This is a genomic window from Streptomyces sp. NPDC016851 (assembly GCF_055562795.1).
The window spans coordinates 285,606-307,801 of sequence record NZ_JBVHEP010000003.1 but is presented as its reverse complement, the minus strand read 5'-3'; the positions used below and the strand labels follow the sequence as shown (position 1 = coordinate 307,801).

Annotated in this window: 20 protein-coding genes; 13 read left to right on the top strand and 7 right to left on the bottom strand. The window is 71.3% G+C overall.

From position 1 onward, the window contains the following. Positions 1 to 351: 351 nt before the first annotated feature. Positions 352 to 1,206 (bottom strand): SDR family oxidoreductase, encoded by an 855-nt coding sequence (locus tag ACZ3I3_RS06790; protein WP_467363099.1) that lies wholly within the window; start codon positions 1,204 to 1,206, stop codon positions 352 to 354. 91 nt (positions 1,207 to 1,297) lie between these two features. On the opposite strand from ACZ3I3_RS06790, the gene ACZ3I3_RS06785 reads away from it, so the two are divergent. Then, entirely contained in the window at positions 1,298 to 1,684 is a 387-nt protein-coding gene (locus ACZ3I3_RS06785; RefSeq protein WP_467363097.1) for a winged helix-turn-helix transcriptional regulator, read from the top strand. A 34-nt stretch (positions 1,685 to 1,718) separates the two neighbouring features. Here the strand turns inward: ACZ3I3_RS06785 and ACZ3I3_RS06780 are convergent, their stop codons facing one another. The 5 genes from ACZ3I3_RS06780 to ACZ3I3_RS06760 all read right to left on the bottom strand — a co-directional run bounded on the left by ACZ3I3_RS06780 (position 1,719) and on the right by ACZ3I3_RS06760 (position 8,468). Beyond that, positions 1,719 to 2,798, bottom strand: a complete 1,080-nt coding sequence (locus ACZ3I3_RS06780; protein ID WP_467363095.1) for a 2-oxoacid:ferredoxin oxidoreductase subunit beta — start codon at positions 2,796 to 2,798, stop codon at positions 1,719 to 1,721. Beyond that, the gene (locus ACZ3I3_RS06775; protein ID WP_467363093.1) at positions 2,791 to 4,719 is read right to left on the bottom strand and encodes a 2-oxoacid:acceptor oxidoreductase subunit alpha; all 1,929 of its coding nucleotides are present in this window, start codon (positions 4,717 to 4,719) and stop codon (positions 2,791 to 2,793) included. Before ACZ3I3_RS06775 ends, ACZ3I3_RS06780 begins: the two co-directional genes overlap by 8 nt. Before the next feature lie 156 nt (positions 4,720 to 4,875). Then, the gene (locus ACZ3I3_RS06770) at positions 4,876 to 5,547 is read right to left on the bottom strand and encodes a LuxR C-terminal-related transcriptional regulator (RefSeq protein ID WP_467363092.1); all 672 of its coding nucleotides are present in this window, start codon (positions 5,545 to 5,547) and stop codon (positions 4,876 to 4,878) included. A gap of 210 nt (positions 5,548 to 5,757) precedes the next feature. Continuing rightward, positions 5,758 to 7,119 carry a sensor histidine kinase gene (locus ACZ3I3_RS06765; RefSeq protein WP_467363090.1) on the bottom strand — a complete coding sequence of 454 codons (1,362 nt, stop codon included), beginning with the start codon at positions 7,117 to 7,119 and terminating at the stop codon, positions 5,758 to 5,760. Positions 7,120 to 7,247: 128 nt separating this feature from the next. Further along, positions 7,248 to 8,468 carry a sensor histidine kinase gene (locus tag ACZ3I3_RS06760; RefSeq protein WP_467363088.1) on the bottom strand — a complete coding sequence of 407 codons (1,221 nt, stop codon included), beginning with the start codon at positions 8,466 to 8,468 and terminating at the stop codon, positions 7,248 to 7,250. 263 nt (positions 8,469 to 8,731) lie between these two features. On the opposite strand from ACZ3I3_RS06760, the gene ACZ3I3_RS06755 reads away from it, so the two are divergent. The 12 genes from ACZ3I3_RS06755 (at position 8,732) to ACZ3I3_RS06700 (ending at position 20,693) form a co-directional block, all read left to right on the top strand. Beyond that, entirely contained in the window at positions 8,732 to 9,139 is a 408-nt protein-coding gene (locus tag ACZ3I3_RS06755; RefSeq protein WP_010041427.1) for an NADH-quinone oxidoreductase subunit A, read from the top strand. Beyond that, positions 9,130 to 9,774, top strand: a complete 645-nt coding sequence (locus tag ACZ3I3_RS06750) for an NADH-quinone oxidoreductase subunit B (RefSeq protein WP_467363086.1) — start codon at positions 9,130 to 9,132, stop codon at positions 9,772 to 9,774. The genes ACZ3I3_RS06755 and ACZ3I3_RS06750 overlap by 10 nt, the downstream gene beginning before the upstream one ends. Next, entirely contained in the window at positions 9,771 to 11,348 is a 1,578-nt protein-coding gene (locus ACZ3I3_RS06745; RefSeq protein ID WP_467363084.1) for an NADH-quinone oxidoreductase subunit C, read from the top strand. Before ACZ3I3_RS06750 ends, ACZ3I3_RS06745 begins: the two co-directional genes overlap by 4 nt. Further along, positions 11,345 to 12,313: a complex I subunit 1/NuoH family protein gene (locus tag ACZ3I3_RS06740; RefSeq protein WP_467363082.1), complete on the top strand. Its 969-nt coding sequence runs from the start codon at positions 11,345 to 11,347 to the stop codon at positions 12,311 to 12,313. The genes ACZ3I3_RS06745 and ACZ3I3_RS06740 overlap by 4 nt, the downstream gene beginning before the upstream one ends. 2 nt (positions 12,314 to 12,315) lie before the next feature. After that, positions 12,316 to 13,029 carry a NuoI/complex I 23 kDa subunit family protein gene (locus ACZ3I3_RS06735; protein ID WP_467363081.1) on the top strand — a complete coding sequence of 238 codons (714 nt, stop codon included), beginning with the start codon at positions 12,316 to 12,318 and terminating at the stop codon, positions 13,027 to 13,029. Continuing rightward, a complete protein-coding gene (locus tag ACZ3I3_RS06730; RefSeq protein ID WP_467363079.1) occupies positions 13,026 to 13,712 on the top strand; it encodes an NADH-quinone oxidoreductase subunit J family protein in 687 nt (228 codons plus the stop codon). Before ACZ3I3_RS06735 ends, ACZ3I3_RS06730 begins: the two co-directional genes overlap by 4 nt. Further along, entirely contained in the window at positions 13,712 to 14,110 is a 399-nt protein-coding gene (gene nuoK / locus ACZ3I3_RS06725; RefSeq protein WP_020275039.1) for an NADH-quinone oxidoreductase subunit NuoK, read from the top strand. The genes ACZ3I3_RS06730 and nuoK overlap by 1 nt, the downstream gene beginning before the upstream one ends. Beyond that, complete coding sequence (locus ACZ3I3_RS06720) at positions 14,107 to 16,101, top strand: NADH-quinone oxidoreductase subunit 5 family protein (RefSeq protein WP_467363077.1); 1,995 nt, start codon at positions 14,107 to 14,109, stop codon at positions 16,099 to 16,101. Before nuoK ends, ACZ3I3_RS06720 begins: the two co-directional genes overlap by 4 nt. 6 nt (positions 16,102 to 16,107) lie before the next feature. Continuing rightward, complete coding sequence (locus tag ACZ3I3_RS06715; protein ID WP_467363076.1) at positions 16,108 to 17,682, top strand: complex I subunit 4 family protein; 1,575 nt, start codon at positions 16,108 to 16,110, stop codon at positions 17,680 to 17,682. Then, positions 17,679 to 19,202 (top strand): NADH-quinone oxidoreductase subunit N, encoded by a 1,524-nt coding sequence (locus tag ACZ3I3_RS06710; RefSeq protein WP_467363075.1) that lies wholly within the window; start codon positions 17,679 to 17,681, stop codon positions 19,200 to 19,202. Before ACZ3I3_RS06715 ends, ACZ3I3_RS06710 begins: the two co-directional genes overlap by 4 nt. A 238-nt stretch (positions 19,203 to 19,440) precedes the next feature. Continuing rightward, positions 19,441 to 20,304 (top strand): zinc metalloprotease HtpX, encoded by an 864-nt coding sequence (htpX, locus tag ACZ3I3_RS06705; protein ID WP_356929590.1) that lies wholly within the window; start codon positions 19,441 to 19,443, stop codon positions 20,302 to 20,304. Next, a complete protein-coding gene (locus ACZ3I3_RS06700; protein ID WP_467363073.1) occupies positions 20,301 to 20,693 on the top strand; it encodes a YccF domain-containing protein in 393 nt (130 codons plus the stop codon). Before htpX ends, ACZ3I3_RS06700 begins: the two co-directional genes overlap by 4 nt. A gap of 223 nt (positions 20,694 to 20,916) precedes the next feature. On the opposite strand, the gene ACZ3I3_RS06695 is transcribed toward ACZ3I3_RS06700, so the two are convergent. Next, on the bottom strand, positions 20,917 to 22,173 hold the full coding sequence (locus ACZ3I3_RS06695; protein WP_467363071.1) for an APC family permease: 1,257 nt from the start codon (positions 22,171 to 22,173) through the stop codon (positions 20,917 to 20,919). Positions 22,174 to 22,196: the final 23 nt, after the last annotated feature.

Here is a 22,196-nt window from a genome sequence, read left to right as displayed (position 1 = left end):
CAGCAGTCCAATGTGCCGCTCACCCCTCGGCTTGCCGCTCACGGGCCCCTCCTCCGTACGTGTGTTCCGCGTCCACGACGGTAACGCCGAGCGCCCCCGGCTGTCATGCCCGTATCGGTATACGGTCATGACAGCCGGGGGTGGGGCGGCTCAAGGGGGTGTCCGCGAAGTCCCGTCGTCCGCCCGGAGGGCGGGCCGCGCGGCGTCCGGTGCGTGCTCTCGGCGTGCCGGGCGGACGCCCGCCGCGTACTGGTTGTACGCGGGTGTTCGGCCGGTGCGGCGAGAGTGCGTGCCGGGCGTCGCGGGGCAGGCGGGACTTCGCGGACACCCCCTAGGGCCCGCCGGGGGAGTTCAGCCCTTGAGCGCCGCGGTGATGGCCTCGGAGAACGGGGTGGTCGGGCGGCCGGTCAGTCGGGACAGGTCGCCGGTGGAGACGACCAGCTCGCCCTTCTCGATGGAGGCGTCCACGCCCGCGAGCGTCTGCGCCAGCGGCTCGGGCAGGCCGGCGCCGGTCAGGATCCCGGTGAGCACGTCGGTCGAGACCGCGTTGTAGGTGATCTCCTTGCCGGTCTGACGGCTCAGCTCGGCCGCGTACTCGGCGAAGCTCCACGCGGTGTCGCCGCCCAGCTCGTACGTCTTGTTCTCGTGCCCCTCGCCGGTCAGCACGGCGACGGCGGCAGCGGCGTAGTCGGCGCGGGCGGCGGAGGAGACCTTGCCCTCACCGGCGGCGGCCACGACCGCGTTGTGCTCCAGCACCGGGGCGAGGTTCTCGGTGTAGTTCTCGTGGTACCAGCCGTTGCGCAGCAGCGCGTAAGGCACGCCGGAGTCCAGGAGCAGCTCCTCGGTGCCGCGGTGGTCGTCGGCGAGCGCGGCGGTCAGCGTGCCCGGGGCGCTGGTGTAGGCGAGCAGGGCGACACCGGCCGCCTTGGCGGCGTCGATGACGACCTTGTGCTGCTGCACGCGGCCCTTGTCGAACTCGTTGCCGGAGACCAGCAGCACCTTGTCACCGGCGGAGAACAGCCCGTCGAAGGATGCGGGCGCGTTGTAGTCGGCCAGCGCGATCTTCACACCGCGCTCCGCGAAATCGGCGGCCTTCTCCGCGTTGCGGACGACCGCGGTGATCTGCTCGGCGGGGACCTTCTCCAGCAGCTGCTCCACGACGTGACGGCCGAGGCTTCCGGTGGCTCCGGTGACGATGATGCTCATGAGGGCGACTCTCCTTGTGGGGTGCGATGGCACTAACCCTACGAGAGGCGCTAACTCTTGGAAAGTACCCACTTTGAAGTAAGGTACTGGCATGACAGTAAGTAGCGGCGACGCCGAGGCCCTGTGCCCGTACCGGCTGGTGCTGGAGCACGTCACCAGCCGCTGGGGCGTGCTCGTGCTGATCGAGCTCCTGAACCGCCCGCACCGGTTCAGCGAGCTGCGCAGGGCGATCAACGGCTACGGGGGCCGGGGCGTCAGCGAGAAGATGCTCACGCAGACGCTCCAGACCCTGGAGCGCGACGGCCTGGTCCATCGCGACGCCAAGCCCGTGATCCCGCCCCGCGTCGACTACTCCCTCACCGACCTCGGCCGCGAGGCCGCCGAGCAGGTGCGCGCCCTCACCCGGTGGACGCACCGGCGCATGGACGACGTGGACAAGGCACGCCGGGCATACGACGAGGCCCGGGCCGCGTCCTGAGACGGTCCCGGGCCTCGGTCTCCGAGGGGCATGCTCAGCCGACGACCGTCCAGGTGTCGCCGCCCGCCAGCAGCGCGCCCAGGTCGCCCTTGCCGTGCTGCTCGATCGCCGTGTCGAGCTGGTCGGCCATCTGCGTGTCGTAGACGGGCCGGTCGACGGAGCGCAGGACCCCGATCGGCGTGTGGTGCAGGGTGTCCGGGTCGGCGAGCCGGGACAGCGCGAACGCCGTGGTCGGGGACTCGGCGTGCGCGTCGTGGACGAGCACCTGGTCCTCGTTGTCCGGCGTCACCGCCACCACCTTCAGATCACCCGTCACCGGGTCCCGGACGACACCCTTGGCCAGGTCGCTGCCGAAGCGGATCGGCTTGCCGTGCTCCAGCCGGATCACGGCCTCCTCGGCCTGCTGCTTGTCCTTCAGGGCGTCGAAGGCGCCGTCGTTGAAGATGTTGCAGTTCTGGTAGATCTCGATCAGGGCCGTGCCCTGGTGGGCGGAGGCCTGGCGCAGCACCTCCGTCAGGTGCTTGCGGTCGGAGTCGACCGTCCGCGCCACGAACGACGCCTCCGCGCCGATCGCCAGCGACACCGGGTTGAAGGGCGCGTCCAGTGACCCCATCGGCGTCGACTTGGTGATCTTGCCGACCTCGGAGGTCGGCGAGTACTGGCCCTTGGTCAGACCGTAGATCCGGTTGTTGAACAGCAGGATCTTGAGGTTGACGTTGCGGCGCAACGCGTGGATCAGGTGGTTGCCGCCGATGGACAGCGCGTCACCGTCACCCGTGACGACCCACACCGACAGGTCGCGGCGGGAGCTCGCCAGACCCGTGGCGATGGCCGGGGCGCGGCCGTGGATGGAGTGCATCCCGTAGGTGTTCATGTAGTACGGGAAACGGGAGGAGCAGCCGATGCCCGAGACGAAGACGATGTTCTCCTTCGCCAGCCCCAGCTCGGGCATGAAGCCCTGCACCGCGGCGAGGATGGCGTAGTCGCCGCAGCCAGGGCACCAGCGCACTTCCTGATCGGACTTGAAGTCCTTCATCGACTGCCTGCCCTCGGCCTTGGGGACGAGGGAAAGCGCTTCGATGGTGCCCGTGCCTTGCGTGGACGTCTCAGCCATCGATGGCCTCCTTCAGAGCCGCGGCGAGCTGCTCCGCCTTGAACGGCATACCGTTGACCTGGTTGTACGAGTGGGCGTCCACCAGGTACTTCGCCCGGATGAGCGTGGCGAGCTGCCCGAGGTTCATCTCGGGGATCACCACCTTGTCGTAACGCCCGAGGACCGTGCCGAGGTTCTCCGGGAAGGGGTTCAGGTGGCGCAGATGCGCCTGCGCGATCGACTCCCCGGCCCGGCGCAGCCGCCGCACCGCGGCCGTGATCGGCCCGTACGTCGAGCCCCAGCCGAGGACCAGGGTCCGGGCGCCGTCCGGGTCGTCCACCTCGACGTCCGGGACGTCGATGCCGTCCACCTTCGCCTGCCGGGTGCGCACCATGAAGTCGTGGTTGGCCGGGGCGTAGGAGATGTTGCCCGTGCCGTCCTCCTTCTCGATGCCGCCGATCCGGTGCTCCAGACCCGGCGTGCCCGGGATCGCCCACGGTCGCGCCAGTGTCTGCGGGTCGCGCTTGTACGGCCAGAACACCTCGGTGCCGTCGTCGAGCGTGTGGTTCGGCCCCTGCGCGAACTGCACCCGCAGGTCCGGCAGCTCCTCCAGGTCCGGGATGCGCCACGGCTCGGAGCCGTTGGCCAGATAACCGTCGGAGAGGAGGAACACCGGCGTGCGGTACGTCAGCGCGATCCGGGCGGCCTCCAGCGCGGCGTCGAAGCAGTCCGCCGGCGTACGGGGCGCGACCACCGGGACCGGGGCCTCGCCGTTGCGCCCGAACATCGCCTGGAGCAGGTCCGCCTGCTCGGTCTTGGTGGGCAGACCGGTCGACGGGCCACCGCGCTGGATGTCCACGATCAGCAGCGGCAGCTCCAGCGAGACGGCCAGACCGATCGTCTCCGACTTCAGCGCCACACCCGGGCCGCTCGTCGTCGTCACGGCCAGCGAACCGCCGAAGGCCGCGCCCAGCGCCGCCCCGATACCGGCGATCTCGTCCTCGGCCTGGAAGGTCCGCACCCCGAAGTTCTTGTGCTTGCTCAGCTCGTGCAGGATGTCCGACGCCGGCGTGATCGGGTACGACCCCAGGTACAGCGGCAGATCCGCCTGCCGGCTCGCGGCGATCAGGCCGTACGACAGGGCGAGGTTGCCCGAGATGTTGCGGTAGATGCCCGGCGGGAACGCCGTGGCCGCCGGGGCGACCTCGTAGGAGACGGCGAAGTCCTCGGTGGTCTCGCCGAAGTTCCAGCCCGCACGGAACGCGGCGATGTTGGCCGCCGCGATGTCGGGCTTCTTCGCGAACTTCGACTTGAGGAATTTCTCCGTGCCCTCGGTGGGCCGGTGATACATCCAGCTCAGCAGGCCCAGCGCGAACATGTTCTTGCTGCGCTCGGCCTCCTTGCGGCTGAGGTCGAACTCCTTCAGCGCCTCCACGGTGAGCGTGGTCAGCGGCACGGGGTGGACGTGGTAGCCGTCCAGCGACCCGTCCTCCAGCGGACTGGTGTCGTAGCCGACCTTCTGCATGGCCCGCTTGGTGAACTCGTCCGTGTTGACGATCACCTCGGCACCGCGCGGCAGGTCGCCGATGTTCGCCTTCAGCGCGGCCGGGTTCATCGCCACCAGCACGTTCGGCGCGTCACCGGGCGTGAGGATGTCGTGGTCGGCGAAGTGCAGCTGGAAGGACGACACACCCGGCAGGGTCCCGGCGGGCGCCCTGATCTCGGCCGGGAAGTTCGGCAGCGTCGACAGGTCGTTGCCGAACGACGCGGTCTCCGAGGTGAAACGGTCACCGGTGAGCTGCATGCCGTCACCCGAGTCCCCCGCGAACCTGATGATCACCCGGTCGAGGCGGCGAACGTCCTTCGTGCCCGCCGCTTTGCGCTGCTCTCCTACGACAGTTTCGTCGGCCTGCTCCGCTGGGCTACTGACCTGGCTGGTCACTGAACTGGACCTCCCTCGAGGCGGCTGTCCGGGAAGGCCTTCCCCAGGCGTTCCCAGGATCAACACTACGACCGTAAGGGTCGCCTTCTTCGGGTCATTCGCATGTTGGACACGACTTTGAGACGATCGACCGCCCTGACCTGCATGTCGGGAGTTTCATGAATTGAGGTATGTCAGCACGGCCAGCACCCGGCGGTGGTCCCCCTCGCTCTGGGAGAGCCCCAGCTTCAGGAAGATGTTGCTGACGTGCTTCTCGACCGCTCCGTCGCTGACCACGAGCTGCCGGGCGATGGCCGAATTCGTCCGGCCCTCGGCCATCAGCCCCAGCACTTCCCGCTCCCGCGGGGTCAGCCCCGCCAGCACGTGCTGCTTACGGCTGCGGCCCAGCAACTGCGCGACGACCTCCGGGTCGAGGGCCGTACCGCCCTCGGCCACCCGCACCACCGCGTCCACGAACTCCCGCACCTCGGCCACCCGGTCCTTCAGCAGGTAGCCGACGCCCCGGCTGGATCCCGCGAGCAGCTCCGTGGCGTAGCGCTCCTCCACGTACTGCGACAGCACCAGCACGCCGAGCCCCGGGTGCGCCTTGCGCAACTGCACCGCCGCCCGCACGCCCTCGTCGGTGTGCGTCGGCGGCATCCGCACATCGGCGACCACGACGTCCGGCAGCTCGCCCTGCGCGTCCAGCTCCGTGATGGTCTTGATCAGCGCCACGCCGTCACCGACCCCGGCGACCACCTCGTGCCCCCGGTCGGTCAGCAGCCGGGTCAGGCCCTCCCTGAGCAGCACTGAATCCTCGGCGATGACCACCCGCACCCTGTCCTCCACGATGTTCGGCCCCCCACACCCCGACGCCGCCCGTCCGCAGCCCACAACGGCTCCGCGCCCACCCGTGCGACGGGTCCAGCATTTCAGGAACGGGCGCCGGATGGGGGTGGACCGGCTCGTTGTCCGACCGATCCGACCGGTTGGGGGGTGGTGGGGGAGCCGGTAGGGGGTGGTGGGGGAGCCGGTAGGGGGTGGCGGGAGAGCCGAAGGTCACCTCACGTGCGCGCCCCGCCACGGCAACTCCGCGGTCACCCGGGTCGGCCCGCCCGCCGGCGAGTCCACCACCAGGATCCCGTCCACCGCGTCGAGCCGCTCCGCCAGTCCCGCGAGACCGGAGCCCTGGGAGACATCGGCCCCGCCGACGCCGTTGTCCACGACCTGGAGCATCAGCCGGTCCTCCGTCCGCCACACCTCGACGCCCGCCCAGGTCGCCCGCGCGTGCTTGCTGACGTTCTGGAGCAGCTCCGACACCGTGAAGTAGGCGATCCCCTCGATCGCCGGCGCCGGCCGCTCCGCCAGGTCGACCTCGACCTGCACCGGCACCGTGCAGCGCGAGGAGACCGCGGACAGGGCCGCGTCCAGACCGCGGTCGGTCAGCACCGCCGGGTGGATGCCCCGGGCCAGGTCCCGCAGCTCCTGGAGCGCCGTCTTCACCTCTCCGTGCGCCTCGTCCACCATCCGCGCGGCCGTCTCCGGGTCCTCGTGGAGCTTCTCCTTCGCCATCCCCAGATCCATGGCCAGCGCCACCAGCCGGGCCTGCGCCCCGTCGTGCAGGTCCCGCTCGATGCGCCGCAGGTCCGCCGCCGCCGTGTCGACCACGACCCCCCGGTCCGACTCCAGCTCCACCACCCGTGAGGCCAGCCGCGACGGCCCGAGCAGCCCGTACACCAGCAGCCGGTCCACCATCGTCAGCGCCCGCACGATCCACGGCGTGGTGATCGTCAGCGCCAGACCCACCAGCGCGGTCACCGTGATCTCGAAGGGGTTGTCCAGATAGATCCGGTGCGTCCCGTCGCCGTACAGCTGGATCCCGTCCTGCCCGGCGTACATCGGGAACACCCAGAACCACAGCGGGTACGTCAGCAGGGCCCAGCCCAGCACCCAGAGGTTCACGGCGACGACGAACGAGAACACCGCCCACGGCAGGTGCAGCACCGCGTACAGCAGCGCCCGCCACGAGGAGCCGCTCTTGAGGACGGCCCCCATCCACGCCATCGCGCCCGGCTTCTTGATCCGCAGCGGCTCCGGGCCGGCCACGTCCAGGTCCAGCAGCGCCCGCGCCCGCCCCCGCTCCAGCGCTCCGAGGCCACGGCACCCCGCGAGCCCCGCCGCGAGCACCGGTATGCCGAGGAACGTCACCAGCAGTCCCGCCCCCAGCGACACCATCGTGACCGCGTAGGTGAACAGCAGGATGCTGATCGGCAGGCTCAGCAGCACATATCCGAGCTCCCGCCAGGTGCGGCCCTCGACCGGCGCCCGCAGCGCGGCCGGCAGACGGTGCCGCCGCTCGGTGCTCCCGGGGAACCCGGGCCTGCCGTCGAGCCCGTATCCCTGTCCGTACTCCGTGGCCATCGGCGTCGTCCTTCTCCCTCGTCCTGCGGCTGTCTTCCCGTACCTCCACCCTGCTCCGCCGCAGGTCGGCGGACCATGGAGTCCGTCGGCGTCTTGGACGGGGGGTTTTCCCTACCTCCGGGCGCCGCTCAGGGAGTGCCGGAGCCGGAGTCGTCCGTGCGGTCGCGCCAGGGCAGTTCCGCCGTGACCGTCGTCGGGCCGCCCTCGGGGGACTCCAGGACGAACAGGCCGTCGACGGCGTCCAGCCGCTCGGCCAGGCCCCGCATCCCCGTACCGCCGTCGAGGCTCGCGCCCCCGCGGCCGTCGTCCCACACCTGGATGAGCAGCCGGTCGTCCGTCCGCCACACATCCACCGACGCCGCCTTCGCCGCGCTGTGCTTGCTGACGTTCTGCAGCAGCTCCGAGACGGTGAAGTAGGCGATGCCCTCGATGGCCGCGGCCGGCCGCGTCGGCAGGTCGACCGTCACCTTGACCGGAACCGTGCAGCGCGAGGAGACCGCGGACAGGGCCGCGTCCAGGCCGCGGTCGGTCAGGACCGCCGGATGGATGCCGCGGGCCAGGTCGCGCAGCTCCTGCAGCGCCAGCTTCACCTCGCCGTGCGCCTCCTCGACCATCGCCGCCGCCGCGTCGGGGTCCTCCAGCACCTTCTCCTTGGCCAGGCCCAGCCCCATCGCCAGGTTGACCAGCCGGGCCTGCGCCCCGTCGTGCAGGTCCCGTTCGATGCGCCGCAGGTCCGCGGCGGCCGTGTCGACCACGACGCCCCGGTCCGACTCCAGCTCGGCGATGCGCCGCTCCAGCTCGTCGGAGGGCGACAGCAGCCCGCGCACCATGGCCCGGTCGGCGTTGGTCAGGCCCCGCGCGATGAACGGCAGCACCGGCCACAGCACGAACAGCGAGGTCAGCGTGATGGTGAAGGTGAGGACACCCCAGGGCAGCCGTATGAACTCGTACAGCACCGTGCGCCAGCCCACCGGGTCCTTCAGCGACATCCACAGCTTCTGGAGGAAGCCGCCCCGGCCGCGCAGCGGCAGCCGGCTCGGCTCGTCCACCCGCACCCCGAGCAGCGCCCTGGCCCTCGCCCGCTCCATCCGCCCCAGCAGCCGCGCGCCGCCGAGCGCTGCCGCGAGCAGCGGGAGCCCGATCACCGTGACCGTCAGCCCGAGGCTGGTGAACAGCGCCGTCACGACATAGGTGAAGCCGACCAGCGCCACCGGAAGGTTCGCCAGGAGATGCACGATCTCCTTCCAGGTGTGCCGGTCGTAGGCGAGACGGGGCGGCGGCGGGCGGTCGTCCGGCCCGGCCGCCGTCGGGGCCGCGCTGGTGCCCAAGGGCGGGATGCGTTCGGTCATATGCGTTAGCGTGCCCGGCGGCGGGCACCCGCGCCATGAGGCAGACCGCCAGGAACCGCTGGGGTAAACCCCACCCCCGCATGCCAGGGCGTGACGGGCTGCTTACCCTGCCTTTATCAGGGCCTAGACTCCCGTGCGTACAGATCGTCGAACGGCGGCGTCCGTTGTTCGTCGAACGGCGGCGTCCGTTGTTCCCGGCCGTGCCCCGGAGCCGCGGAACCGTCGCAGGATCCAGTCCGAGTTTCAGGGAGCGAGGGACGGACGTGCCGGAACCGACCGTCGTCACCACGACCGTCGTCGCGGCGGACTACTTCCAGTCCTATTCGGTCGTCGGGCTGCTCGCCGTCGTCGGCGTGCTGTTCGTCGCCGTCGCCTTCGGGGCCGGCCGCCTGCTGCGGCCCGTGGTCCCCACACCCGAGAAACTCCTGACGTACGAGTGCGGCGTCGACCCCGTCGGCGAGGGCTGGGCCCACACCCAGGTCCGTTACTACGTCTACGCGTTCCTGTACGTGATCTTCGCCGTCGACTCGATCTTCCTGTTCCCCTGGGCGACCGTCTTCGCAGCCCCCGGCTACGGCGCGACGACCCTGGTGGAGATGTTCATCTTCCTCGGCTTCCTGGCCGTGGGCCTGCTCTACGCATACAAGAAGGGCGTCCTGGCATGGACGTGACCCCCGCCGGCACCGAGCCCGAGCCCGTGCTGCTTCCCGAGCCGAAGCGGCTCGGCGCCCTGGCGCGTCTCGCACCCGAGCCGATGAAGGTGATCCTCAACTGGGGCCGCCGCTACTCGCTCTGGGTCTTCAACTTCGGCCTCGCCTGCTGCGCGATCGAGTTCATCGCGGCGTCGATGGCCCGCCACGACTTCATCCGGCTCGGCGTCATCCCCTTCGCGCCGGGGCCGCGCCAGGCCGACCTGATGGTCGTCTCCGGCACGGTCACGGACAAAATGGCGCCGGCGGTGAAGCGCCTCTACGAGCAGATGCCGGAACCCAAGTACGTCATCTCCTTCGGCGCGTGCAGCAACTGCGGCGGCCCCTACTGGGACTCGTACTCCGTCACCAAGGGCGTCGACCAGATCATCCCCGTCGACGTCTACGTCCCCGGCTGCCCGCCCCGGCCCGAGGCGCTGCTCCAGGGCATCCTCAAGCTCCAGGAGAAGATCGCCCGCGAGTCGCTGGGGGAGCGGTACGGCAGCGGCGCCGCCCGTCCTTCGGCAGCGGCGCTGCAGAGCGGTCTGGTGCAGCCGCCGGCCCCCGCCCCGGGCTCCGCCCCGGCCTCCGATTCGACGCCGGGGGAGGGACGATGACCGCGGTCGGCTGGCTCCCCGCCGACGCTGAGGAACTCTTCGGCACGGACGTCACGGCCGAGGAGTCGTACGAGGTCCTGACGGTCGACGTACCGCCGACGAGCTGGATCTCCGCCCTGGAGACCGCACGCGACCGCCTGACCTGCACGTACTTCGACTGGCTGAGCGCGGTCGACGAACCGGGCACGGGCTTTCGCGTGACGGCCCACGTCGCGGCGCTGTCCCCGCTCCGCCGCCTCCTCCTGCGTACGACGGTCCCGCACGAGGCCTCCACACTGCCCTCGGCGGTCGGGGTCTACGCGGGCGCCGCCTGGCACGAACGCGAGACGCACGAGATGTTCGGCATCACCTTCGAAGGCCACCCGGCGCTGGACCACCTGCTCCTGCCCGAGAACTTCGAAGGCCACCCCCTGCGCAAGGACTTCGTCCTGGCCGCCCGCGTCGCCAAGGCCTGGCCCGGCGCGAAGGAGCCCGGCGAGTCGGAACACGGCGGCCCCAAGCGCCGCCAGATGCTTCCGCCCGGCGTCCCCGACCCGAACGAGTGGGGCCCCCTGAAGGGCCAGCTCCCCCCGGCCCCGGCCCGCGGCGCCGGCCGCGCGGCAGCCGACCGCCCGGCCCGAGGAACCGCCCGCCCGGCAGGCGAACGCCCGGTACGGCGAACCCGCTCGGCGGGGGAGGGCTCGGCCAGTCAGGCTGCTGCCGGTGACGCGGCGACTCCGCCTGCGGCTGCCCCGCCTTCGGAGCGACCGCGCCGTAGCCGCTCGGCGGCGGAGGGTTCGGCCAGTCAGGCTGCCGCCGGTGATGCGGCGACTTCGTCTGCGGCCCCGCGCCGTGCGCGGTCGGCGGGGGAGGGGTCGGCGAGCCAGGCCGCGCCCGGGGAGTCGACTGCTTCGGCTTCGGCTTCGGCGGAACCGCGTCGTAGCCGCTCGGCGGCGGAGGGTTCGGCGAGCCAGACGTCCAAGGGTCCCGAAGGCACGAGCTCCGGTTCGGGAGACACGACCTCCGGTCCCGAAGGCACGAGCTCCGGTCCCGAAGCCACTGCCTCGGGCCTCGAATCCACAACCTCCGGTTCCGCATCTCGGGCGGCCGAAGCCGGACCAGCGGCGACCGCGGCCGGCTCTCCACCACCGGCCACCGAGCCGGAGTCGTCGGACGCCGGGCCCGGAACGCCGGGCGCCTCGGCGGAGCCGCGCCGGGCGCGAAGCGCGAGTGACGGCTCGGCGTCGCAGCAGGCCGCGTCCGACACCGGCGACAGCCGGCCGGGCAGGGCTGCCCGGCCCCCGCGCAGCTCGGACGCTCCCTGGCACCACGCCCGCCCGGCCTTCGAGGAGCCGGCTCCCGAACCGTCCCCCGAGGCCGGCGCGCTGCCGACTCCCGAGCCGTCGGACCCGAAGAGCCCGAACACGGCCTCGGAGTCACCGGACACCCCCGAGCCCGCTGCCGGCCCTGAGCCCTCTGGCACCCCTGAACCCTCGGACACCGCCGAACCCTCGGACACCGCCGAACCCTCAGAACCGGCGGACAACCCGCAGCCCACCGACAACCCCGATGACCCCTCAGGAGGCCCGCGGTGAACGACGCGCTCGACGTCACCCTGCGACTCCTGATCGTCTTCGTCGTCTTCCTCACCTTCCCCTTGATCATCGGCCAGACCGAACACAAGGTCATGGCCCACATGCAGGGCCGCCTCGGCCCCATGTACGCCGGCGGCTTCCACGGCTGGGCCCAGCTGATCGCCGACGGCGTGAAGTTCGCGCAGAAGGAGGACGTCGTCCCCGCGGGCGCGGACCGCCGTATCTTCCAACTGGCGCCCGCCGTCGCCCTCCTGCCGTACCTCCTCGTCCTGCTCGCCATCCCCATCGGCCCGGACGAGGGAGCCGTCGGCCAGGTCATCGACGCCGGTGTCTTCTTCGTCCTGGCCGTCATGGGCGTCGGCGTCCTCGGCTCGCTCATGGCCGGCTGGGCGTCCGCGAACAAGTTCTCCCTCCTCGGGGGCCTGCGCACCGCCGCCCAGCTCCTCGCCTACGAACTGCCGATGCTCCTGACCGCCGCCTCGGTGGCCATGGCGGCCGGCACCGTCTCGATCCCCGGCATCCTCGACGCCTTCGAGTGGTGGTGGCTGCCCTGGCAGATCGTCGGCGCGATCGTCTTCTTCGTGGCCGGCCTCGCCGAACTCCAGCGCCCGCCCTTCGACATGCCCGTCGCCGACTCGGAGATCATCTTCGGCGCGTACACCGAGTACACCGGCCTCCGCTTCGCCCTCTTCCTCCTCGCCGAGTACGCCGGGATCGTCGTCCTGTGCGGCCTGACCACGGTCCTCTTCCTTGGCGGCTGGCACGGCCCTTGGGGCGCCGACGGCCTCGGCTGGGTCTGGACCCTGCTGAAGGCCGCCGTCCTCGCCTTCCTCGTCATCTGGCTGCGCGTCACCTACCCCCGCCTGCGCGAGGACCAGCTCCAGAAACTGTCCTGGACCCTCCTCGTCCCCCTCTCCCTCGCCCAGATCGCCCTCACCGGCATCGTCAAGGTGGTGATCAACTAACCATGGCCCCCATCCCCGGCTCCGGCCTCGCCAAGGGCCTGGCCGTCACCCTCCGCACGATGACGAAGAAGTCCGTCACCGCGCAGTACCCGGACGCCCAGCCCGACCTCCCGCCCCGCACCCGCGGTGTGATCGGCCTGTTCGAGGAGAACTGCACGGTCTGCATGCTGTGCGCCCGCGAGTGCCCCGACTGGTGCATCTACATCGACTCCCACAAGGAGACGGTCCCGGCGGCGACCCCCGGCGGCCGCGAACGCAGCCGCAACGTCCTCGACCGCTTCGCCATCGACTTCTCCCTGTGCATGTACTGCGGTATCTGCATCGAGGTCTGTCCTTTCGACGCCCTGTTCTGGTCCCCGGAGTTCGAGTACGCCGAGACCGACATCCGCGACCTCACCCACGAGCGCGACAAGCTCCGCGAGTGGATGTGGACCGTCCCGGCCCCGCCGGCCCTGGACCCCGGCGCGGAGGATCCGAAGGAACTCGTCACCGCCCGCAAGACCGCCGACAAACTGGCCGCCCAGCAGGCCCCGCCCGCCACCGAACCGCACGCCGACGAGCAGGCCCGGGCAGCCGAGCGCCCGACCCGCCCCCAGGGCGACTCCAAGCAGCAGACGGACCAGCCGAGCCCGCAGACGGACCAGCCGAGCCCGCAGACGGACCAGCCGAAGCCGCAGACGGATCAGCCGAAGCCGGGGCAGGAGGGCCGGGAATGACCGCGTTCACCACGGCCGCCGAGACCCATGGCTTCCTCTCCCCGACCGGCGTCGAGATCGCCTTCCTCCTCGTCGGCCTGGTCACCTTCGGCGCCGCGCTCGTCACCGTCACCACCCGGCAGCTGGTGCACGCCGCCCTGTGGCTGGTGGTCACCCTCGGCGGCCTGGCCGTCGAGTACCTCCTGCTCACCGCCGAGTTCATCGCCTGGGTGCAGGTCCTCATCTACGTCGGTTCCGTCGTCGTCCTCCTCCTGTTCGGTCTGATGCTCACCAGGGCCCCCATCGGCCGCTCCCCGGACGCCGATTCCGGCAACCGCTGGGCCGCCCTCACCGTGGCGGTCGCCGCGGCCGCGGCCCTGGTCTGGGTCGTCGTCGACGCCTTCCGCACCACCTGGATCGACCTGGACGGCCCCGCCGCCGGCTCCACCGAGGCCACCGGCGCGAGCCTCTTCCAGAACTGGGTCCTCCCCTTCGAGGCCCTCTCCGTCCTCCTCCTCGCCGCCCTGGTTGGCGCGATCGTCCTGTCCCGCAAGGCGAAGGCCACGTCCGTGACCGCGACCGAGAACACCCCGGCCGCCCGGAGCGAGGAGCACCGCCGCGAGCCCTCAGGCACGCGGGCTGCGGACCGCAGCGAGCAGGACCGCAGCGGGCAGGACCGCGGCGAGAAGGAAGGGACCAGCTGATGCACCTCGCCTATCCCGCCGTCCTCTCCGCCCTCCTCTTCTGCACCGGCCTGTACGGCGTCCTCGCCCGCCGCAACGCGATCCTGGTCCTGATGTCGGTCGAGCTGATGCTCAACGCCGTCAACCTCAACCTGGTCGCCTTCGACGTCTGGCTCAGCAGGACCGCCGAGGAGACCCTGCACTCCGGCCAGGCCCTCACCCTGTTCACCATCGCCATCGCCGCCGCCGAGATCGGCATCGGCCTGGCGATCGTCCTCGCCGTCCACCGCAACCGCGGCACCGCGGACATCGACAAGCTCCGCGACACCGCCGAACGGCACGACCCCGACGGCACCGACCACGACGCCCTTACGGCCGAGCAGTCCGGCGAGGCCCAGAAGGCTGAGGCCACCGCGTGACCACGACCACCCTCGCCGTCCTCGTCCCCCTCCTTCCGTTCCTCGGCGCCGTCGCCGGCCTGCTCCTGGGCCGCACAGCACCCGGCTTCGTCCGCCCGCTCGCCGTCCTGCCGACGCTCACCTCCCTGGTGCTCGCCACGCTGGTCGCCGTGCGGCAGGGCGGTGACGCGGCCGTCAACGCGGCCACGGAACTCACCCCCACCGGCTCCGTCCCGATCGAACTCGCCCTGCACATCGACGGTTTCGCCGCCCTCGTCGCCGTCCTGGTCGGCCTGGTCGCCTCCTGCGTGCAGATCTACTCGACGGGCTACCTGCGCGACGACCCGCGCTACCCCTCGTATGCCGCCCTTGTCTCCCTGTTCACCTCCGCGATGTTCCTGGTCGTCTACTCCGGCGACCTGATCGTGCTGCTGGTCGGCTGGGAAATCATGGGCATCTGCTCCTACTTCCTGGTCGGCCACTACTGGGAGACCCCGGAGGCCCGCGCCGCCTCCCTCAAGGCCTTCCTGGTCACCAAGCTCGGCGACGTCCCCTTCCTCATCGGCCTGTTCGCCCTGGCCGCCGACGCCGGCTCCTTCCGCATCACCCGGGTCCTGAGCACCGTCGCGAGCGGCGGACTCGACCACCCGACGCTGATCGCCCTGCTGCTCCTGGCGGGCGTGGCGGGCAAGTCCGCGCAGTTCCCGCTGCACACCTGGCTTCCCGACGCGATGGCGGGCCCGACCCCCGTCTCCGCGCTGATCCACGCCGCGACGATGGTCGCCGCCGGTGTCTACTTCATCGCCCGTCTCCTCCCGGTCTTCGAGGCCTCCCAGGCCGCGATGGTGGTCCTCGCCGTCATGGCCGCCGTCACGATGACCGGCTCGGCGCTCGCCGCGCTCGCCCAGGACGACATCAAGCGCGTCCTCGCCTACTCGACGATCGGCCAGCTCGGCTACATGACCGGCGCCCTCGCCGTCGGCGACCGTGGTGCCGCCGTCTTCCACCTCCTGTCCCACGGCGCCTTCAAGGCGCTGCTGTTCCTCGCGGCCGGCGTGATCATCCACGCCGCCGGCACCAACTCGCTCGCCGCCATGTCCCGTATGCGGAACCTGCGCGACCGCGTCCCCGACGCCTACTGGACGATGACCGTGGCGCTGCTCGCGCTCGCCGCGATCCCGCCGTTCAGCGGCTTCTTCTCCAAGGAGGCCGTCCTCGGCGTCGCCGAACACGTCGTCACCGGGCACACCGAGCACGCCCCCGCCGCCGCGGGCTGGATCGTCCTCGTCGCCGGCCTGCTCACGGCCGTGCTCACCGCCGCCTACGCGATGCGCCTGTGGCTGCTGGCCTTCCGCGGCCGGGGCGCCGAAGCCCCCGACCACGGTAGGCAGCCGCTGACGATGACCGTCGTGCTGTGGGTGCTCGCCGCCCCGTCCCTGGCCCTCGGCGGATTCGCGTTCCGCCTGCTGCCCGACTGGTTCGACGGCCGCGACCTCAGCCTCACCCTCACCACCTCCGTGCTCGGCACGGGCGTGGCCCTGGTCGGCGGCATCGTCACCTACGGCGCCTGGCGGCACACCACCGCGCTGACCGCACGCGTCCCGCTGGGCGCGGTCGCGGCCCACCCCGAGGGCGACGCAGCCCAGGTCGAGGCGGAGGCCATCGCCACCCACGAGCCGGCCTACGGCGACATCGCCTACGCGCCCGACCCCGCCGACCCCGGACGGCTCCTGCTCGGACCGCTGCACCGCCACGCGGCCGCCGGCTTCCACCTGGACGCCCTGTACAGCGCCCTCTTCGTCCGACCGGTCCAGGCCGGGGCGAGCCTCGTCCGGTTCCTCGACCGCGAGGTCGTCGAGACCTACGTACGCGGAGCGGGTGCGCTGCCCCGCTGGCTCGGCGCCGCCGTACGGCGCGCCCAGACCGGCAACGTCCAGACCTATGTGAGCGCGCTGCTCGCCGGCACCGTCGTCCTCGCGGTCGCCGTCGTCCTCGTCGCCACGGGAGCGTGAGCAGGCGTGATCGATATCAACGAGTCCGTGATGCAGTTCCTTCTGGCGTTCATCGTCGTCGGGCCGCTCCTCGGCGCCGCCGCGGCTCTCCTACCGGCCCCGCCCGGGCTGAAGGGGAAGTCACCCGAGCAGGCCGTGCTCCGGCACGGCGTCACCGTCACCGGCGCGGTTCTCATCGCGGCGATCGTCCTCGCGCTCGGCTTCGACCACGACCAGCCGTCGAAGATGCAGGCCAGCACGGACATCAGCTGGATCCCCGCACTCGACGTACGCATCCACCTCGGCATCGACGGCATCTCCCTCCCCCTTCTGGTCCTGACCGCGCTGCTGACCTTCCTCTGCGCGCTCTACTCGTACTTCAAGATGCCCGCGGGTCCGACCCCGAAGGCCTTCGTCGCGCTGCTGCTCGTCCTCGAGTCCGGCACGCTCGCGACCTTCGCCGTCCTCGACCTGCTGCTGTTCTTCCTCGCCTTCGAGATGGTCCTCATCCCGATGTACTTCCTCATCGCCCGCTGGGGCGGCGAGGGCCGGAGCCAGGCCGCGTGGCGGTTCATCCTCTACACGCTGCTCGGCTCCGTGGTCATGCTGCTCGGCCTGCTCCTGATCGGGATCAAGGCGGGCACGTTCGACATGATGGCACTCGCCACTGACAATGGCCGGTCGCTGACCACATCCGTGCAGGTCATCGCCGTTTTGTCGATCGGGATCGGGCTCGCGGTCAAGACGCCGATGTGGCCGCTGCACAGCTGGCTGCCCGATGCCCACACCGCCGCGCCGACCGTCGGCTCGGTCCTGCTGGCCGGTGTCCTGCTGAAGATGGGTACGTACGGATTCGTCCGGATCCTCCTCCCCATCGCCCCGGACGGCTTCCGCACCTTCGCGCCCTATCTCGCGGCGCTCGCCGTCGTCGGCATCATCTACGGATCCCTGGCCTGCCTGGCCCTCGCCAAGCAGGGCGCGAAGGGCGACCTCAAGCGACTCATCGCCTACTCCTCCGTCGGCCACATGGGCTTCGTCCTGCTCGGCATCTCGACCATGACGCCGACCGGCGTGAACGGCGCCCTGTTCGCCAACATCGCCCACGGCCTCATCACCGGCCTGCTCTTCTTCCTGGTCGGCGCCCTGAAGGACCGCACCGGCACCACCGACCTCGACACCCTCGCCGAGGAGACCGGAGCCGCGCTCTACGGCAAGGCCCCGCGCCTCGGCGGCCTGCTCGCCTTCGCGGCGGTCGCCTCGCTCGGCCTGCCGGGCCTGGCCGGGTTCTGGGGCGAGATGCTGGCCCTGTTCGGCGCGTTCCAGCCGGCAGCGGGCCTCAGCCGTCCCGCCTTCCTCACCTTCATGGCGATCGGCGCGTTCGGCACGCTGCTGACGGCCGCGTACCTGCTGGTCGTGGTCCGGCGCGTGTGCATGGGTGCCCTGCCACAGGACGCCCCCAAGCTCACCGACGTCCGCGGTTACGAGTTCGCGGCCTGGACCCCGCTCGTCGTCCTGACCGTCGTCGCGGGCCTGTGGCCCAAGGCCCTCCTCGGCCTGAGCGACCCGGCCGTCCAGCAGCTCCTCGCAGGAGGCACCCGATGAGCTCCCCGGCCCAGCCCCTGGCCGCGTCGCTGGTCCAGTCCGTCGACTGGCTCGCCATCGCGCCGCCCATCATCGCGGCGGTCGTCGGCCTCGTCGTCCTGGTCGCCGACCTGTTCGTCGCCGAGCACCGCAAGACGCTCCTCGGCTGGACGTCCGTGGCCGGTCTGGCCGCCGCCACGCTGATGCTGCTGCCCCTCCTGGACGGCGACCGCAGCACCTTCTGCCTCACCGGTGACACCGCCGTGTGCAGCTACACGGCCGACCGCTTCACACTGATCATCCAGTTCCTGGTCCTCGGCGGCGCCCTCCTCGCCGCCCTCCTGTCGGTCACCGCCCTGAAGGACGCCCGCAAGGAGCTGCCCGAAGGGGAGTACTGGTTCCTGCTGCTGTCCTCCGCGGCCGGCGCCGCCCTCCTGCCCGCCTCCCGCGACTTCGCGACCCTGATCGTCGCCCTGGAGGTCGCCTCCCTGCCCGCCTTCGCGCTGGTCGGCCTCAGGTACGGCGACCGCAAGTCCTCCGAGGCGGCCCTGAAGTTCTTCCTGTCCTCGGTCACCGCTACCGCGGTCAGCCTCATGGGCATCAGCTTCGTGTACGCCTCCACGGGCACCCTCTACCTGACCCAGGTCGCCGACCGCATCCAGAACGTCGACGGGCAGCTCCACACGCTCGCCCAGACCGGCGTCGTCCTCACCCTCGTCGGCTTCGCCTTCAAGACGGCCGCCGTGCCCTTCCACTTCTGGGTGCCCGACACCTACGTGGGGGCGCCCCTGCCCATCGCCGCCTACCTGTCGGTCATCGGCAAGGCGGTCGGCTTCAGCGGCCTGATCCTCGTCACGGTCGTCGCCCTTCCCTCGTACGCCGACGTCTGGGGCCCGGCCCTGGCCGTCCTGGCCGCGCTCACCATGACCGTGGGCAACGTCGGCGCCCTGCGCCAGCAGGCCACGCGCGCGTACAGCGCGGTACGCCTGCTCGCCTGGTCGTCCGTCGGCCAGGCCGGCTACCTCCTGGTGCCGATCGCGGCCGCCGCGTACTCCGGGGACGCCGAGAAGTCGATCGGCTCCACCGTCGCCTACGCCCTGATGTACGGCGCCGTGAACCTCGGCGCCTTCGCCGTGGCCGCGCTCGTCGGCCGGACGAAGTCGCTCAACCGCGTCTCCGACTACCGCGGCCTGTACGCGTCGAGCCCGCTGTCCGCGCTGCTCCTGGCGTTCTTCCTGCTCTGCCTCGCCGGGCTGCCGCCGGGCATCATCGGCCTCTTCGCCAAGGTCACCGTCTTCTCGGCGGCCGTCGACGCCGGCCTCGGCTGGCTGGCCGTGATCATGGCCGTCAACGTCGTCATCGCGTTGTTCTACTACCTCCAGTGGACGGCCCTGCTCTTCCGTGCCCCCGAGGGCGAACCCGACAAGCACCGCGTCCCCGCCCCGCTCACGGCCGCGATCGCGCTGACCGGAGTCCTCGGCATCGCCCTGTCCGGCGCACCCCAGTTGGTCCTGCGCTTCACCGACACGGCCCTCTTCTGACCAACAGGCGCATTCGCCACGCGCGCGTGGGGCACCCGGCCCTCCACGCGCGCGTGCCGCGTCCACGAGCCGTTCACCCGGACGGTCCACACCCGCCGCCGCGCGCACAAGGGAACTAGTGCCTCCCGCCTGGCGTTGACCTGTACGGGAGGGTCCACTGGACGTGACATCACGGCACCAGTGGCACCGCAGATCAGCAAGCAAGGGTCCCCCTGCCGCACCACTTGGAGGGCGCACCGTGCACCGCCGGCACAACGGGCTCAGGACAGCAGTCCTCCTCGGGGGACTGTCCGCACTCATCATCGTCATCGGCAGCTTCTTCGGCCGCATGGGGCTCGTCATCGCCGTCCTGGTAGCGCTGGCCACCAACGCGTACGCGTACTGGAACAGCGACAAGCTGGCCCTCCGCGCGATGCGTGCCCGCCCGGTGAGCGAGTTCGAGGCCCCGGGGCTCTACCGCATGGTCCGTGAGCTCTCCACGCAGGCCCGCCAGCCCATGCCGCGCCTGTACATCTCCCCGACGGAAGCGCCCAACGCGTTCGCCACGGGCCGCAACCCGCGCAACGCCGCAGTGTGCTGCACCGACGGCATCCTGCGCCTGCTGGACGAGCGTGAGCTGCGCGGCGTCATCGGCCACGAGCTCAGCCATGTCTACAACCGCGACATCCTCATCTCGTCGGTCGCCGGCGCCCTGGCCTCCGTGATCATGTTCCTGGTCAACTTCGCCTGGCTGATCCCGATCGGGCGCTCGGACGACGACGACGGTCCAGGCCTGCTCGGCATGCTGCTGATCATGATCCTGGGTCCGTTGGCCGCCTCTCTCATCCAACTGGCCGTCAGCCGCTCCCGGGAGTACCAGGCGGACGCCTCGGGCGCCCAGCTCACCGGCGACCCGCTCGCCCTGGCCAGCGCCCTGCGCAAGCTCGAACTGGGCACGAAGCAGCTCCCGCTGCCGCCCGAGCCGCGCATCGAGACCGCCAGCCACATGATGATCGCGAACCCGTTCCGGCCCGGCCAGGGCCTGTCGAAGATGTTCTCCACGCACCCGCCGATGGCGGACCGCATCGCCCGGCTCGAGAAGATGGCAGGTGGGAACCCGTGAGGACCGTCCTCAACGTCATATGGCTCGTCTTGAGCGGCTTCTGGCTGTTCCTCGGTTACATGGCCGCGGGCCTGCTCCTCTGTATCACCGTCATCGGCTTCCCGTTCGGCGTCGCGGCCTTCCGCATCGGCGTCTACGCCCTGTGGCCCTTCGGGTACACGACGGTCGAGCGCCGCGACGCGGGCGCGCCGTCCTGCGTCGGCAACGTGCTCTGGCTGGTCCTGGCGGGCTGGTGGCTGGCCCTCGGCCACATCGTCACCGGCATCGCGCTGTGCGTCACGATCATCGGCATCCCGCTCGCCGTCGCCAACTTCAAGCTCATCCCGGTCTCGCTGCTCCCGCTGGGCCGCGACATCGTGCGGACGAACGAGCCGTTCGCGACGCGCTGACGGCGGGGCAACGCGGCCCGGTGTCCACAGGCCCGGGGTTATCCACAGGCCGGCCCGGCTGTCAGCGGCGGCCTGCATCATGAACCCATGACCGCGATCGAGCACATGCCGACACGAGCGACGGCCCAGGCCCACAACACCAGCCGAGCCGGTAGGACTTCACATCCCGAGCCGGCGGACGACCCGGTGAGATGCCCCTGACGGATCCAAGAGGGAAGCCGCCCTACCCCCTCCCGGCCCTCGCCCGCACCACCCGCCGCACCCCGTACGCCACCGCCCCCACCACCAGCACACCCGCGCCCACGACCACCGAAATCCCCGGCAGCGAGAACGCCAGCACCGCGCACCCGAGCAGCCCGACCACCGGCACCAGCCGTGCCGTCGGCGCCGAATCCAGCGTCCAGGCAGAGGCGTTGGCCACGGCGTAGTACGCCAGCACCCCGAAGGAGGAGAACCCGATCGCGCCCCGGACGTCCACCGTGGCGGCCAGGACCGCGACCACCGCACCCACGGCCAGCTCCGCCCGGTGCGGCACCTGGAAGCGCGGATGCACGGCCGCCAGCGCGCCCGGCAGATGCCGGTCCCGGGCCATGGCCAGCGTCGTCCGTGAGACGCCCAGGATCAGGGCGAGCAGCGACCCCAGCGCGGCAACGGCCGCACCGACCCGCACCACCGGCCCGAGCCAGGGCATCCCGGCCGCCCGCACCGCGTCGGCCAGCGGCGCCGTCGCGTCCCCGAGACCGTCCGACCCCAGCACCGAAAGGACAGCCACCGCCACACCCGCGTACACCACGAGCGCGATGCCCAGCGCCAGCGGGATCGCCCGCGGAATGGTGCGTGCCGGGTCCCGTACCTCCTCACCGAGGGTCGCGATCCGGGCGTACCCGGCGAACGCGAAGAACAGCAGACCGGCCGCCTGAAGCACACCGTCCACACCGCCCGAGGCCCCGATGTCCAGCCGCCCGGCATCGGCCTCGCCCGACACCAGACACCCGACCACCACGGCAGCGAGAACAGCCAGGACCACCGCCACGATCACCCGCGTCAGCCACGCGGACTTCTGGACACCGCCGTAGTTCACCGCGGTCAGCGCCACCACGGCCGCGACCGCCACCGCGTGCGCCTGCCCCGGCCAGACGTACGTGCCCACGGTGAGCGCCATCGCCGCACAGGAGGCCGTCTTCCCGACCACGAACGACCAGCCCGCGAGATACCCCCAGAACTCCCCGAGCCGCTCACGCCCGTACACGTACGTCCCGCCCGAGGCCGGGTACAGGGCGGCGAGGCGCGCCGACGACATGGCGTTGCAGTACGCGACGACGGCGGCGACGGCGAGCCCGAGGAGCAGTCCCGACCCGGCCGCGTGCGCCGCGGGTGCGAGGGCGGCGAAGATCCCGGCTCCCACCATCGAGCCGAGTCCGACGACGACGGCGTCCCCGACGCCGAGCGTGCGGCGCAGACCGGAAGTGGAGGCTGTCATGCGTCGCACCCTACTGATCAGTG